The organism is Bradyrhizobium agreste (assembly GCF_016031625.1).
GTDB lineage: Bacteria > Pseudomonadota > Alphaproteobacteria > Rhizobiales > Xanthobacteraceae > Bradyrhizobium > Bradyrhizobium agreste.
In genome coordinates, this window is record NZ_JACCHP010000015.1 from 224,577 (window position 1) to 241,364 (window position 16,788).

6 protein-coding genes are annotated in these 16,788 nt (G+C 63.8%); 4 read left to right on the forward strand and 2 right to left on the reverse strand.

Annotated features, from left to right (window positions below):
• Positions 1 to 3 precede the first annotated feature (3 nt).
• From HZZ13_RS22730 to HZZ13_RS22740, 3 genes are all read left to right on the forward strand, one after another.
• Complete coding sequence (locus tag HZZ13_RS22730) at positions 4 to 792, forward strand: ABC transporter ATP-binding protein (protein ID WP_197961755.1); 789 nt, start codon at positions 4 to 6, stop codon at positions 790 to 792.
• A 94-nt stretch (positions 793 to 886) separates the two neighbouring features.
• Entirely contained in the window at positions 887 to 2,725 is a 1,839-nt protein-coding gene (locus HZZ13_RS22735; RefSeq protein WP_197961756.1) for an AMP-dependent synthetase/ligase, read from the forward strand.
• 81 nt (positions 2,726 to 2,806) lie between these two features.
• Complete coding sequence (locus HZZ13_RS22740; RefSeq protein WP_197961757.1) at positions 2,807 to 4,006, forward strand: ABC transporter substrate-binding protein; 1,200 nt, start codon at positions 2,807 to 2,809, stop codon at positions 4,004 to 4,006.
• Between the two features lie 177 nt (positions 4,007 to 4,183).
• Here HZZ13_RS22740 and HZZ13_RS22745 read toward each other — a convergent pair whose 3' ends face one another.
• Together HZZ13_RS22745 and HZZ13_RS22750 are read right to left on the reverse strand one after the other, a co-directional pair.
• A complete protein-coding gene (locus tag HZZ13_RS22745) occupies positions 4,184 to 5,299 on the reverse strand; it encodes a lysozyme inhibitor LprI family protein (RefSeq protein ID WP_197961758.1) in 1,116 nt (371 codons plus the stop codon).
• Between the two features lie 100 nt (positions 5,300 to 5,399).
• Positions 5,400 to 6,086 (reverse strand): transglutaminase-like cysteine peptidase, encoded by a 687-nt coding sequence (locus HZZ13_RS22750; protein ID WP_197961759.1) that lies wholly within the window; start codon positions 6,084 to 6,086, stop codon positions 5,400 to 5,402.
• A 463-nt stretch (positions 6,087 to 6,549) separates the two neighbouring features.
• Between HZZ13_RS22750 and HZZ13_RS22755 the strand changes: the two genes are divergently transcribed.
• The gene (locus HZZ13_RS22755) at positions 6,550 to 16,716 is read left to right on the forward strand and encodes a VCBS domain-containing protein (RefSeq protein WP_197961760.1); all 10,167 of its coding nucleotides are present in this window, start codon (positions 6,550 to 6,552) and stop codon (positions 16,714 to 16,716) included.
• The last annotated feature ends 72 nt before the right edge of the window (positions 16,717 to 16,788 follow it).

Sequence of the window (16,788 nt, forward strand, 5' to 3'; positions counted from 1 at the left end):
GCGATGGATGCCGCAGTGAGCCCGGATATCATCTTAAAACTCTCCAACATCGAGAGCTATTATGGGCCGATCATGGCGATCCGCGGCATCTCGCTGGAGGTGCCGCGCGGGCGCATCGTCACGCTGCTCGGGGCCAACGGGGCCGGCAAGACCACCGTGCTGAAGACCATCTCCGGCATCCTCGATCCGCAGAAGGGCGCGATCGAGTTCATGGGCAAGCCAATCCAGCGCATGGAGGCCGACCGGATCGTGCGGCTCGGCCTCAGCCACGTGCCGGAGGGGCGGGAGGTGTTCCCCTTCCTCTCGGTGCGCGAGAACCTGATGATGGGTGCCTATCCGCGCAAGGATCGGCACGCCGTCGCGGAGGATATGGAGCGCGTCTACGGCTACTTCCCGCGCCTGAAGGAGCGGATCGACCAGCCGGCGGGCCAGCTCTCGGGCGGCGAACAGCAGATGCTCGCGATCGGGCGCGCGCTGATGAACCGGCCGACGCTGCTCTTGCTCGACGAGCCGTCGCTCGGCCTGTCGCCGCTGCTGGTCAAGGAGATCTTCACCATCATCCGCCGGGTCAACGAGGAGCAGGGCATGTCGATCCTGCTGGTCGAGCAGAACGCCAAGGTGGCGCTGGAAACCGCCCATTACGGCTATGTGCTGGAGATCGGCCGTATCGTCATGAACGATACCTGCGACCGCTTGATGCATTCCCAGGACATCCAGGAATTCTACCTTGGTGCCAAGGAAGCGGGCGCGCGCGGCGAGCGGCGCTGGAAAAAGAAGAAGACGTGGCGGTGAGGACGAGCTGGCAGTAAGATGAGCTTGCCCAACCTTAAGCAAAGACCGCCGACAAGGCAGGCAGCGGAGGGCAGGCGACAAGGAGGAGAGGCGCATGGCCCGACCGGCGGTGCTGACGGTCGATGATACGATCGCGAAGAGCTTCTTGCGTGCCGCCGAGACGCGGGGCGACAGGGCGGCGATCCGCGAGAAGAAGTTCGGCATCTGGCAGCCGACGAGCTGGCGAGAGTGGCTCGAGATCTCGAAGGAGATCGCCTACGCGCTTCGCGCCGTCGGCTTCATGCCCGGCGACGTCGCCTCCATCATCGCCAATGCCGTGCCCGAATGGGTCTACGCCGATATGGGCATATTGTGCGCCGGCGGCGTCTCTAGCGGAATCTATCCGACCGATTCTGCGTCCCAGGTCGAGTATCTCGTCAATGACTCCGCCACCCGGGTGATCTTCGCCGAGGACGAGGAGCAGCTCGACAAGATTCTCACCTGCCGCGCGCGTTGCCCGAGCTTGCAGAAGATCATCGTGTTCGACATGGAGGGCCTCAGCGGCTTCTCCGATGACATGGTGATGTCGCTCGACGAGTTTCGCGCGCTCGGCCGGAACCACATGGTCGGCCGCGACGCGCTGTGGCGGGAGATGATCGACAGCCGCAGCGCCGGCGATCTCGCGATCCTCGTCTATACGTCCGGCACCACCGGCCCGCCCAAGGGCGCGATGCACGCCAATCGCAGCGTCACCCACCAGATGCGGCACGCCAACGACTTCATTCCGGCGCGGGAAGATGAGGAACGCCTGGTTTTCCTGCCGCTCTGCCACGTCGCAGAGCGTGTCGGCGGCTATTACATCTCGGTCGCGCTCGGCTCGGTGATGAATTTTGCCGAAAGCCCGGAAACCGTGCCGGACAACTTACGCGAGGTGCAGCCCACCGCCTTTCTGGCGGTGCCGCGCATCTGGGAGAAGTTCTATTCCGCCATCACCATCGCGCTGAAGGATGCGACGCCGCTGCAGCAATGGGTCTATCGCCGCGCCATCAGCATCGGCTACCGCATGGTCGATTGCCGGCTCGAGGGCAGGGCGCCGCCGCTGTCGCTGCGTATCGCCAACCGCATCGCCTACCTGGTCGCGTTTCGCAACATCCGCCGCATGATCGGGCTCGACCGCTGCCGCATCGCATTCACCGGCGCAGCGCCGATCGCACCGGAGCTGATCCGCTGGTATCTGGCGCTCGGCATCGACATGCACGAGGTCTACGGTCAGACCGAGAATTGCGGGGTCGCAACCATGATGCCCGCGGACAAGATCAAGCTCGGCTCGGTCGGCACCGCGGTGCCCTGGGGCGAGGTCGCGCTGTCGCCCGACGGCGAGATCCTGATCAAGGGCGACTTCCTCTTCATGGGCTATCTGAACCAGCCGGAGAAGACCGCAGAGACGATCGATTCCCGCGGCTGGCTGCACACAGGCGACGTCGGCACCATCGACAATGAGGGCTTCGTCCGCATCACCGACCGGATGAAGGACATCATCATCACCTCCGGCGGCAAGAACATCACGCCGTCCGAGATCGAGAACCAGCTCAAGTTTTCGCCCTACATCTCGGACGCGGTCGTGATCGGCGACAAGCGGCCCTATCTCACCTGCCTCGTGATGATCGACCAGGAGAATGTGGAGAAGTTCGCCCAGGATCACGACATCCCCTTCACCAATTATGCCAGCCTGTGTCGGGCGAGGGAGATCCAGGACCTGATCGGGCGCGAGATCGAGCAGGTCAACGGCAATTTTGCCCGCGTCGAGACCATCAAGAGGTTCTACCTGATCGAGCGCCAGCTCACCCCTGAGGACGAGGAGCTGACGCCGACCATGAAGCTGAAGCGCGGCTTCGTGAACAAGCGCTACGCCGCCGAGATCGAAGCGATGTATCGCGAGCGCGCGGTGGCGTGACGGTTCGGTCCATTTTGAGAAAGCGAAGGAGCTGTGGCCCCGCCCTTCGTGCAATACGGGCCTTTAGGAGAGGAGACGTCAATGTCGAAATCGTTCAGCGCATTCGGCCTTGCTGTGGGTGCCGTGGTGCTCACCTGTCTGCCAGCCGCTGCGCAAACCAAGGTCACCAACGAGGGCATCTCGGCAACTGAGATCGTCATCGGCACCCATCAGGACCTGTCGGGTCCGATCAAGGGCTGGGGCGTGCCGGTCTCCAACGGCATGAAGATGGCCGTTGAGGAAGTCAATGCCGCTGGCGGCATCCACGGCCGCAAGATCCGCCTGGTGATCGAGGACAGCGGCTACGATCCGAAGAAGGCTGTCCTCGCCTCGCAGAAGCTGATCGAGCGCGACAAGATCTTCGCGATGGTGGGGCCGATGGGATCGCCCACCGTGCTCGCCGCGCAGGATATCCTGCTCGACGCCGGCGTCATGCAGCTATTCCCGCTGACGGCGGCCGAGTTCACCTTCAAGTTCGATCCGGCCAAGCCGCAGGAGCGGCTGAAGTTCAACAACCTGCTGCCCTACGTCGAGAGCACGCGGGCCGCGCTGAAATACATGATGGAGTGGAAGGGTTTCAAGAAGCCCTGCATCATGCATCAGGACGACGAGTACGGAAAGAACGTGCTCGACGGCTTCAACCAGCAGCTCGCCGTCATGAAGGTGCAGCCGGCCTCGATCACGACCTACAAGCGCGGCGCCTCCGATTTCAGCGCGCAGGTCGCCAAGATGAAATCCGACGGCTGCGACCTCGTCGTGCTCGGTGCGGTCCTGCGTGAGCCGATCGGCACGATGAGTGAAGCGAAGAAGCTCGGCTGGGACGTCACCTTCCTCGGTGCGACCCCCGTCAACGTGATGGAGGTGCCGATGCTCGGCAAGGAGGTGGTCGAAGGCCTCTATGCCGCGAGCGGCTTCGAGATCCCGTACGAGGACACCGCCAAGGGCAAGGTCAAGGACTGGCTCGTCAACTACAAGAAGATGTTCGGCACCGACGCCAACACGCAGGCGATCATCGGCTACAACGCGGTGATGACGTTTGCGTTCTACGCCAACAAGGCGGGCAAGGATCTCACCGGGCAGAAGATGCTCGATGCGCTTGAGTCGGGCGAGAAATTCTTCGACATCTTCAACTCGCCGCCCACCAAGTTCTCCAAGACCGACCACCTCGCCAACACCATCACCCAGGTGCAGCAGGTCAAGGGCGGCCGCTGGGTGCTGGTGAAGGACAATCTGATGTTCTGATTTCTCGCGGCGCGAACGGTGCACCCTCTCCCCTTGCGAGAGAGGGTGGCTTCGCGTGAGCGAAGCCGGGTGAGCCTCACGAACAGACTTGTGCGCGGTGAGAACCCCTCATGCGGCGCTTCGCGCCACCTTCTCCCACAAGGGGAGAAGGAAGAAAGCGCGCGGCGGAGAGAAACCCTACGATCCACCGCCTGCGGTGCCCGAGCTCACCGGAGCGAGTTCGTCTTCGCGGCAGCGCCAGCCGTCGGCGGCTTTGACGAAGGCGAAGGTTCGCTGGATCCTCAGCCGGCGCGTGACGTTGAAGGCATCTGGGGAACGCACCTTGTTGCCGGCTCCCTGCTGCGGACGGCCCGTCGTGGCGTCCCAGCAGGTCCCGGTGCAGGTCAAGGCGACCTTGCTGCACACGGTGAAGGGGGCGAGCACGGCCATCTCGATTTCGCCGGTGACCTGTGCCTCCTGCTCGGTCACCTGGCTGTCGAGCGCATAGACGCGATTGATGCGCAGGAAATTGCCGCAGGAATTGGCCGCATGAATCCGCGCGGCGCAGAAATCGACGGCGTCGGTGTCGGGGATGCGGGCCGCGACCTGCTGGCCGAACACCTTCTTGGGATCACCTCTTGCGGCGCGGATTTCGTCGGTCTTGCGCTTTAAATGCTCGGCGAGACAGTCCTCGGCGGATTCCAGCTCCTGCAGCGGCACGTTCTCCTTGCCGACCAGGTTGCATTTGCGGTCGCGCTCGCGTGTCCACCGTCCATATTCGGCGAAGGCAAAACGTGCCGCAGTGGGGTCCAATTTGCCGATCAGGCCGAGCACCTGGCCATTGAGCTCGGTTTCGGCAAGCGCCAGCGAGGGGTCCGCGCAGATCACCGCGCCCGCAGCGGTGTTGGCCGCAAGGCAGTCGAAATCCGGATCGCGAACGATCGCGGCGCGCTCCTCGGTGACCTTGAGCAGGCACGCCTTGACCTCGTCGAATTCGTCGGATCGGATCGCGGTCTGGCCGACGATGCCGCAGCTGAGGTTGCGATGACGGACCCAGATCGCATTCTCCTCGATCGCCGGCAGGCGATCCGGCAGGCGTGCGAGCCGCGCCTCGATCGCGGTGTTCAGCTTCTCGGCGGCGGCGGCCAGCGTCGGATCACCGCAGAACAATTGATTGCCGGGGTCGCGAATCTGCTGGCAGTTGTTCTTGGCAAATAGCGGCAGCCTGTCGGTGAGCGCGCGTTCGGATTGCGCGAACGCGGACCCCGCCGGCAATGCCAGCAGCGCAAGCACAGATAGCACGATGAATCGCATTCCAGTCGCCCCCGCACGGAAGGCGCCATGCTAGCCTCTGGTCATGCGCGGTGAAATGGGTTTGTGGACGAGCGCCGTGCGAGAAGCCCGCTACGAGCGATCAACGCGCCTCGGCGGCCGCCATCGAGACCTGCACCGGCTCGTCGACATATTTCAGCACGGCCGACTGGTTGAGCACGAACAGTGGCTGATAGCTCCGCGTCGCGTCGTCCCCGACCATCGCCATGCGGCGATTGTCCAGCATCAGCCATTGGCCGTCGAGCTTTGCTGCGGCAATTGCGTGCGCCTCGCCGGCCCTGACGTCGCGCACCACGACGATGCGGAGGTCTTCAGAGGCAATTCCCGCCAGCCGCAGCGCGGCCAGCTTGGCGATGGCATAGTCCTCGCAATCGCCGGCCCCGCGCGCGAAGGTCGACAGCGGCGAGCTCCAGACGTCGTCGGTGCCATCATTGGCGGCATGAATGGCGAGATTGATGGCGCGGTTGACCTCGCCGAGCCGCGCGCGGCCGTCGCGGGCGCGGGCCTGGTCGACGATGGCGAGCAGCTCGAGCGCGGCCGGTGAAGCGCAATGGTCCCGGTCGCCGTCGCACAGCGCGAGCTGCACCATGTCGTCGTCGAGCTTGTCCTTCAGCGCAGACCATCTCTGCTGCAGGCTACCGGACGAGATGGCGAAGGCGAACACGCCGAACGGTTCGGCGGATTTACGCACGAGGACGCCGGCGCCCGGCGACAGCAGCGTGCCGGCGCGAAGCTCGGCGGCCGATCCGAGCAGGATCACGCCGCACATGACAAGGATTTGACGAATCGGGGGAGCGGGGGGAAAAGCCGCTCGGCGCGAGATGGGGCCAATTGCAGGTGCTGGTTGTGCGCTCGCCGGGTTCCGTATCCTATGGCTAACGACCCCGTTATTTCACGGGTTCTGTTAGTTGGGTCACAGATTTGGTTCCGTATTTGCCCCAAGATGTTGCGGGGCACAACGGAGAAAAGATGACACAAGTATTCGGCGCCTGATCTATACGATGTAATACGTGGGGGATCGAAAAATGGGATCAAATAAGCAAAATTATACTAGCAGGCATTTTTCGAATTGCTCCGCTTCCCCCATGAGGACTTGGTCCCACCGCGCCGCCTGGGGCTCGGTGACGCGAAATCACACAAGCAATAGATGGTTTCGCTAAGGACTTGGTAATGCTATGCAAGCTTAGGCGGTGGATACTTACTTAGATTTTAACCCTTTTTACGGTGCCCGATTGAATTACGCTGGCAAATTTGACGCCGCGAAGTCCTTGGACGGCCAGGATTCCCGTTCGCCCGCCGACGGCCATGTCGATTTCTCTGCTGCCAAGCCCTTCGTCGCAAAGGCGCATGGTCACCTGCCCGCTGGCGCGTTCGTTGTTCCCGATCCCAACCTGATCTTCAACGGCGAGTTCAAGCGCGCAGGTCTCGACCTCGTGCTGTCCCACGACGGTCATGAGTTCGTCGTTCACGATTATTTTAGGGGCGACAAGCGCGCGGCGATCGCCTCGCCCGATGGCGCTCACCTCACCGGAGACCTCGTCAGCGCGCTCACGGGCCATGTGCAATATGCGCAGGCTGCGCCCGGCACCGCAGCGGCTCAGGTCATCGGTCACGTCACAAAACTCTCCGGCAGCGCGACCGCGATCCGCAACGGCGTCTCGGTGATCCTGAACAACGGCGACAACGTCGAGAAGGGCGACGTCGTCTCGACCGGCTCCGATTCGACGCTCGGCATCACCTTCATCGACGGCACCGTGTTCGGCCTGTCCTCCAACGCGCGGATGGTGCTGAACGAGATGGTCTACGACCCCAACGGGTCGAACAATTCCTCCCTGCTCAGCCTGGTCGCGGGTACCATCACCTTCGTCGCCGGCGAAACCGCCAAGCACGGCGACATGAAGGTCGACACGCCGGTCGCCACCATGGGCATCCGCGGCACGGCGGTGCTGACCCAGATCAACTTCGTCGTTCCCGCCGGCGGCGGCGATCCGCAGCCGCAGGCGAGCTTCCAGGTGCTGGTCGAACCGAACGGCACGACCGGCTCCTACATCCTGTTCGACAAGGTCACGCTGCTGCCGATCGCGACGGTCAACCAGGCCGGCCAGATGATCCAGATCAGCGGCGGCAACGTCTCGGTCACCAATGCACTGATGTCGCCGGAGGTGCAGAAGCTGATCACGGACGTGTTCACGCTGAAGTTCACCGACAACAGCACCAACACCAAGCTGACCACGAACTACACCGACACGATCACGCCGTTCGGCCTTGAGGTGCTGCTCAAATCTGCGTCCGGCACCGCCGTCACTGCGACATTCGTCAATCTCAATCCGCAGACGCAGGAAAAACCCACCACATCAACGCCAACGGTCGGCCGCATTCCCGGTCAGCCGATCGCGCAGAGCTTAGACCTTGGCGGCAACGTGAAGACCGCGTTCGCTCTGACCGAACGGGCGGACACGACAGGCGATACGCACGCCGACACGATTTCCGGATTGATCAGATTCCTCGATCAAAACCTCGGCGACCTGCCGACGGTGAGCGTGAGCCTCGCCGAGGCGCCGAACTACGTCTACAAGAACGCCGGCCAGCAGGACGTCACCGGCTCGCTCACTGCGCTGCAGAAGCAAGACATCGCGGCGACGCAGATCCAGATCAGTGTCGTCGCCGACCCTGACAATAACAATAACGGCTCGGCGGTCTGGACCTACACGATCCCCGACCACGTCTTCGATTTCCTCGCGGCCGGCGAAACCCTGACGCTGACCTATATGGTCCGCGTCGACACCAATTTCTCGGTGAACCCCGAGTCCAAGTTCATCCCGATCACCATCACGATCACGGGAACGAACGACAAGCCGGTGATCACCACCGACGTTCCCGTCATCACTTTCGAAGGCGGCACCAGCGTGCCGGGTGGCCCGCTCACCAGCGACGTTCCGACCTCGGGCACGCTGAGCTTCGATGACGTCGATCTTACCGACGAGCATACGGTGTCGGTGGCGCTGACCAGCGCGACCCTGCCCGGCGGCACCGTTCCGCCCGGTCCGCTCGCGGCATTCCAGAGCGCGATGTCGGTCGCGATCGCTGCCGGCGCCGACAGCACCGGAGACGGCACCGGCACCATCAACTGGTCACTGGCCGATCTTCCGGTCTATCTCGCCGATTTCATCCCCAAGGGCGCGGTGCTGACGCTGGTCTACACCGTCACGGTCACGGACTCGCAAGGCGCGACCGCCCAGCAGACGATCACCGTCACGATCACCGGCACCGACGCGCCCGCCGTGGTCTGGATCGCGACCGACAAGGCCGGCGCGCCCTCCGGCGGGTTCTGGAAGGACGCGGCCAATTGGGAAACCGGGACCGTCCCGACCATCGATGACGACGTCATCGTCATCACCGATCAGCTGCACGGTCTGACGCCGTCCTATCCGGTGACGATTGACGCGGCTGCCTATGCGAAATCGCTGACGATGAACGATTTCGGTGGCCCGCCGCCGAAGCTCATCAACCAGAGCTCGCTGACCATCGCCGGTGCGCTCAACATGAGCGCGGATTCGATCCTCACCAACGCCGCGGCCGGCACGATGTCGGTCGGCGGCAAGGCCGAGATATCGGGCACGAGCGTATTGACCAATGCCGGACACCTGACGCTCGAGGGCGGCGGCGATTTCGCTGCCGGCACCACGATCACCAATTCGGGCACCATCAATCTTTCTGGCGGCACGCTGACGCTGGATACCGGCATCGCCAATGCCGCCGGTACCGTGCAGGTCGGCTCCTTCGCGTCGCTGGTCGCCAACGCCGCGACGATCGACGGCGGCACGGTCAATGTTTCCGGCAGGCTAGAGCTCGACGGCATCACCGTGATCGAGAACGGCACGCTGATCAATTCCGGCTTGGTCAACGTCAAGGGTGCGGTGGAGTTCGCCAGCGAAACCGGCTTCAACAAGGCCGGCAGTCTCGTCGAAGTATTTGCAAATGGCGCGCTGACGATCGACCACGGCTCTCACATCAACAATGGCGGCGACGTCAAGATCGACGCCAGCGGCAAGCTGACTGTCAATGGTGCAACGATCGACGGCGGCGGGATCGGCATCCTCCCGACGGTGATGATCTATCCCGAGAGCGAGACGAGCGGAGATTCGGTCTTCACTCTGGTTGGCCTGCCACAACCTGGCACGGTCACCAACAACGGCGAGCTCGACCTCACCGGCAACGGGGTGCTCAGCGGCGGCAACCTGACGAACAACGGCACCCTCAACGTTACCGGCACCGGCAATGCGCTGGACAATGAGACGGTCACCAACAGCGCGACCGGCACCATCGAGGTGCTGGCGAACGGTGCGCTGACGATCGACCAGGGCTCGGTCGTCACCAACACCGGCAACGTCACGGTCGATGCAAACGGCAAGCTCACGGTCAACGGCGCGAGCATCAATGGTGCCGGCACCGTGACCGATAACGGCGAGATCGATCTGACCGGCAATGGCGTGCTGAGCGGCAGCACGCTGCACAACAATGCGACGCTCAAGGTCAGCGGCGCCGGCAATGCGCTGCACAATGAGGCCGTGACCAACGCCGGCACGATCGAGGTGCTGGCGAATGGTGCGCTGACGATCGACCAGGGCTCGGTCGTCACCAACACCGGCAACATCACGGTCGACGCGACCGGCAAGCTGACGGTCAACGGCGCAGGCATCGACGGTGCCGGCATCCTTACCGACAACGGCGAGATCGACCTCACCGGCAATGCCGTGCTCAGCGGCGGCATCCTGAACAACAATGCAACGCTCAAGGTCAGCGGCACCGGCAACGCCCTCGAGAACGAGACCGTTACCAATGCCGGTACCATCGAGGTGACGGCAGGCGGTGCGCTCGCGATCACTCAGGGTGCGACGGTCGACAATTCGATTGGTAACGTCGTCGTCGACGCCAATGCCGCGCTGACGCTGAACGATGCCACCATCACCGGCGGCGCCATCGCGGGCGCCGGCACGATCGACGTCACGGGGAACGCGGTGATCGATGGCCATGCCGTGCTGAGCACGAGTGCCGTTACGGTCGAAGCTGGCACGACACTGACGCTCGATAACGTCACGGTCGACGGCACCACGATCTCGGACAATGGCAGCCTCACCCTGGACGGCACCGTGAAGCTCACGGGTGGCGCGGTGATCAAGGGTGCGTCGAGCGCCTTCGCCCTGCAGACGAGCGGCAGCCCCGTCACTGCACGATTCGATTGGGGGCAGCTCGGCACCTCCTACACCGTGCTTGGCAGCCCGCTGCAGGTCGTGGCGACCAACGGCACCGGCGGCACGGTCAGCTCCGCCGGCGGGATCTTCGAGCTGCGCGATCAAGGCAATGGCTGGTACGGAAATTTCGAGCCCGGAACCCACCTCCTGTGGGATCGAGGGGCGGGACCCGACATCACGGTCCAATTCGCGACCCCGGTCTATTCGGCGGGGGCACAGATCCAGGCCAACTACTTCGGCGGCTTCACCGCGGAGATCATCGCTTATGACCTGATCGGCAACGTGATCGGTTCGGTCAGCAAGAACGGCGTCAGCACCGGCAGTGCCGACAATTCGGCAATCTTCATCGAGCTGACCGGCAGCAGTGCCGAGATCGCCAAGGTCAAATTTCACCTGACCGGCGTGACATATTCGCCGAACGATTTCGCCATTGGCCCCGTGATATTCACCGAGACCACCGGCGGTGGAAGCGGCCCGATCGTCAACAACGGCACCCTGGAGATATCCGGTCCTGCGACCCTGCTCAATGACGTCGTGACCAATCACGGCACGGTGATGGTTGACGGCGGTCAGACGCTGACGCTCTCGGGTACCGAGATCAGCGGCGGCACAATCGGCGGCACCGGAATGATCGCTGTCACCGGCAACAGCGCGATCGACGGTGGTGCAACGCTGAACACCAGTTTCGTCACGATCGAAAGCGGCGCAACGCTGGCGCTCGACAATGTGATCGTGTCCGGCACGTCGATCGTAGATAGCGGTATTTTGAAGGTCAACCTTGGCAAGAAGCTGACGCTGAACGGCGCGAGCGTCACCGGCGGCCAGCTTAACGTGCTCGGTACACTGGCCTCGTCCGGTGCCAACACAGTCACCAATGCGTCAATTACCAACAGCGGCCTGATCGAGGCGATCGGCGGCGTGTTGACGCTCGCCGCAACGACCTCGGCCGCCATTGCCAATGCCGGCACCCTCCGCGCCAACGGCGCCGAGCTCGACATCGACCACCAGTTCGTCACCAACACCGGCACGCTGGCCGCGATCAACGGCGGCGCGCTGAAGCTGACCGCACTGACGGTGACCAACACCGGCGGCACCGTATCGGTCGCATCGGGCTCCACGCTCGATCTCGCCGGTGCGACCATCAACGGCGGTACGCTGACGATCGCGGGCACGCTGGAATCCACCGGCGTGAGCGCGGTCGACGGCGCCGATCTCAACAACACCGGCACGATCACCGTCACCAGCGGCACGCTGACGATTGATCCCGGCCTGCTTCATGCCATCACCAATCTAGGCCTGATCGAGGCAGCGGGCGGGGGCATCCTCAAGCTCGCGACCGCGACCGTCAGCAATGCCGGCGGCACGATCGCGGTCGACGGCGCCTCGAAGCTCTATCTCACCGACGTGTCGATCAACGGCGGCACCCTGAGCAATGCCGGTCACCTCTATGGCGTCTCTGGCAGCAGCACCATCACGGGCGCGGTTACCAACACCGGCACGATCGAGGTGCAGGCCGGCACGCTGAATCTTGCTGGCGGCATCACCGGTGTCGGGACGCTGGTTGTCGAGGACGGCGCGACGCTCGAGCTGGGCGGCGCGGATGCGCAGACCGTCACCTTCGCCGGCGGCGTCGATACGCTCAAGCTCGACGCCACGAGCCATGATTTCACCGGCACTATCACGGGGCAGGCCTCGACCGGCGGCACCTTCACCGTCACCGGTGATGGTGACATCAATTCGTCGCTGGGCGACGCGTTCGACTTCACCGCATCTGGCGGAACCAGTGGCAATCGCGCCAACATCGTTCTAACGCCCACCGGCGCTCTGACGGGCGCGGCCAACGGGCTCGTCGTCACCCAGAACGGCGCCGGCGATATCTCGCTGACGGCGACCAAGGACATCACGGGAGGCGCCGGCAACGGCATCACGCTGCGCAACAGTGCGACAGGATCCGGCGACATCACCGTCAACAATCTCACCGGCAAGGCGACGGGCTCCGGCGCGAATTCGGTCGGCGTTCTCGTCGAGAATTTGAACGCCGGCAATGGCGGCGACATCTCGATCACCCAGCTCGGCGGTGCCGTTGGCGGCGCGTTTGGTATCGATGCAGGAACGCTGGGCAACGGCGACATCGACATCGACGCCGGCGGCTCGATCACCGGCGGCTCCATCTACGGCATCCGGACGCGGAGCTATGGCAGTGGCAGCCAGACCGTCACGACCGGGGCCGGCAGCGTGGTTACTTCGGGCAGCTCGGGTGTCGTCGCCGTCAATCGCGCGACGTCGATCGACGGCGCGGCCGAGAACAGCATCACGATCACCGCCTACGGAACGATCTATTCCGGCAGCGGCCCGAACCTGGCCGGCAATGCCCCGGCCGGCATCGAAGCCGGCTACACCGGCGCCACCACCGGCACCCACGCCAACATCGGCGTCAACGGCACGGTGATCGTCAACAACCATGCCAACATCACCGCTGCGGCCGGTTACGGCATCAACGCCTTTAGTTACGGGAACGGCGATGTCACGGTGAACAGCTTCGCCGGGACGACGATCTCCGTGTCCGGGGCGCAGAGTATGGGAATCAACGCCGCAGCGTTGAGCGGCGGCACCGGTGACGTCACGGTCACGCTCGGCGAGAATGTCACGATCTCGGGAGCGGCGAGCTACGGCATCAGAGCCCACAGTCTCGATCAGGGCGACATCAGCGTCACCTTGGCGAATGGCGACAGCATCACCTCCGGCAGCTCCGGCATCGTGGCCGTCAATTTCGCGACGGCCATTGCCGCCGGCAGTGCGAGCACGATCTCCGTCGAGGCGCACGGTACGATTCATTCCGGCACCACGCTCAACAACGACGGCACCACGCCGGGCGCGATCATCGCCGGCTACAAGCCGGGCGGCGTCGGCGCTTTCTCCGAAGCGGTCAACGGCGACGTTACCGTCACGAGCGATGCAACGATCACGGCGGACGCCGGCTATGGCATCGAGGCGTTCACCTGGGGTGTCGGCGACATCACGGTCACGACCGGCCAGAATTCACAGATCTCCGCCGCCGGCACCGCGATCGCGGCGTTCGATCATGGTGGCGGCGACGTCAGCATCACCAATAGCGGTTCGGTCACCGGGGCGGTCGGCGTGGCTGCCCTCGCCACCGGCGCCGGCGACGTCACCATCGTCAATCATGGCGACATCGGCAGCACGAGCCTCGCTGGCATCAGCGTCACGCAAAACGCGGCCGGCGCGACCGGCTCAACCCACATCACCAATTCCGGCTCGATCTCGGCTCCCACCGGTCACGCGGCGATCTACATCCAGGGGAATGCGACCGGCACGGTGACGATCGACAATTCCGGCACGATCGGTCCTGCGCTTGCATCCAGCGTGACCTCGACGACCTACGCAATCGTCGAGACCGGCGGCGCCATCACGATCAACAACTCCGGCGACATCAACGGCAACATCTCCGTCGCCACGGCCACCTTCAACAATGAGGCGGGCGGCATCTGGACCGTCTCAGGCACCAGCGTGTTCGGCAACCTGTCGTCGATCGTCAACGAGGGTGATATCGACCTGCTCAATGGGGCCTCGATTTCCGGGAGCGGCCTGAGCATTGCGAACTACCACGAGATCGACAGTTGGGGCACGGCGACGATCTCCGGCGCCATCACCAATGCCGGTACGATCGAGGTCAACGACGGGAGCCTGACGCTGTTCGGCTCGCTGTCCGGCGCGGGGTCGGTGACCGTCGATGCCGGCGCGCTCCTGAAGCTCGAGGGCACGGTCACGCAAACGGTCACGCTCGCCGGTGATGGCGCCGCGCTTCAGATCGACACGTCGTCCTTTGGCGGATCGATCGCGGGGCTGTCCGCGACCGACACGATCGACCTGTCCACGATCACGTACGGTCTCGGCACCAGTGCGGTCTATGTTGCCAATGCCGATCCTGCGACCGGAGGCGTGCTGACGGTCACCGACGCCGATGGCAACCACATCGATCTGAAGCTGACCGGTGCCGACTACAGCAACGCCCATTTCGCCGGCAGCAGCGACGGCCATGGCGGCACCCTGATCACGTTCAACGCGGATGACGATGCACCGGTCTTCACCGCGGCCGAGGCCTCGCCGAGCGTGAACTTCTCCGAGCTCGAGAGCACCACCGGCTCCTCCGCGCTCGACCCGGTGTCGGGCGGGACCGGCACGATCCATTTCAAGGACATCGACCTCACCGATCGTCCGACGGTGACGAACGTCGCGTATGCTCTGACCTGGCTCGACACCGACCACACCACGCAGCTGACGCTGTCGCCGGACGAAATCACCGCGTTGGAGCAGGCGCTGACGCTTTCTGCGACCGGCAACAAGAACAACGGCGCGATCGGCTGGAGCTATTCGATCGCCGACAGCGCCCTGGATTTCCTCGGCGAGGGCCAGACCGTGACGGTGGTCTCCACCATCACGCTGGCGGATCATCAGGGCAAGACCGATACGGCCGCGGTGACAGTCACCATCACCGGCAAGAACGACGCGCCGGTGATCACGGTCGCAAGCGGCGACAGCTCCGGCGCGGACCTGGACGAGACCAATGGGGGGCTGGACAAGACCGGCACGCTGACATTGTCCGATGCGGACGCCACCGATCACGTGAGCGTCGCGCGCGATCACGTCTCGGTTTATCTTGACGGTGTGTTGCAGACCGATGACGTCGGTGGGCTGTCGAACACCGATCTGGTGAACTATTTGAGCGTTCAGTCCGGCGACATCCTCAACGGCACCGCCACCCACGCGCAGTTCACCTGGACCTTCAACTCGCAGGGGCAGGCCTTCGACTTCCTCGCCGCCGGCCAGACGCTGTCGCTGCAATACACGATCGTTCCGTCGGATGCCGGTAGCGCCGGCGCCAGCAGCACCGTCACGATCGACATCGCGGGCAGCAACGACGCGCCGACGCTCGATGATGCGACGTTGGCTTCCATCTCCGGCAACGACGGTGATCCGAGCGGAGCTGCGATCAGCAGCCTGTTCACGGACAAGTTCCACGACGCCGACACCGGTGCGACATTCAAAGCCGTCGCGGTGACCTCCGATGCCGCCACCGCAGCGCAGGGCGTCTGGCAGTACGAACTCGCCGGCACGGATCAATGGGTCGATATCGGGTCGGTCAGCGACACGACCGCTCTGGTGCTCGGCCCCGACACGCTGATCCGGTTCGTGCCGGCCAACGGCTTTTCCGGGACGCCGGGCGCGCTGGGAGTCCACGCGCTCGACGACACCTATACCGGCGCCATCACGACTGATTTGTCGATCGCGACGATCGATCTTTCGCTGACCGGCACCGGCGGTGAGACACCGGTCTCACAGGATCTCACCACCATCGGCACGGAAGTGACTGCTCCCGCCGACGGTCCCGTGATCAACACTGAGAGCTTCCAGGTCGAGCATATCATCGAGAACAACTCCGACATCATCACCGATCTCATGGTTACCGGCTCAGCGGACCACGAATTCACCGTGACCATGTCGACTGCGCATCCAGGTCTTAGTCAGGTGGACTTCTATCCGGCCTCGGGCTCACTCGAGGAGATCAACCTGGGTTTCGAGACCGGTGCGACCTACAATCCGACAGGGGCCACCTCCGATCCCGCAGCGCAGCCGCCGGACATCGAGCAGATCACGCTGACGGTGACGGACCAGATCACGGGCCTGTCCGACACCGTGAACTTCATCTTCAACGAGGCGGGCGACACCGGCCTGGGCGTCACCCTGGAAGGCACCGACGGCAAGGACGTCATCTTCGCGACCGATACGAACAGCACGCTGACCGGTGGCCAGGCCAAGGATCAGTTCGTGTTCGCGCCGGGCTTGTTGTATGACGGCAACGGGCAACCCGTCACCGATTTCTCCCACACCATCACCGATTTCACGGTGGGTCTCGACAAGATCGACCTGCGGCAGTTCTCGGACGTGGGCTGCAAGAGCGACCTCGCCATCGTCCAGCAGCAAAATGGCGACACCCTGATCACCTGGAATCAGGAGGTCTCGCAGCAATCCGGACCGGTACTGGAGCACGAGTCGCTTCTGCTCAAGAACGTGGTTGCCGCAAATCTTCAGGCCAGCGATTTCATCTTCGGCACGCATGTTACGTGAGGACGTGTGGGCTCTATCGGCCAATAGGCCCGTAGCTTGACGCGACAAAAAAATTCATCGTCTACCACCGTC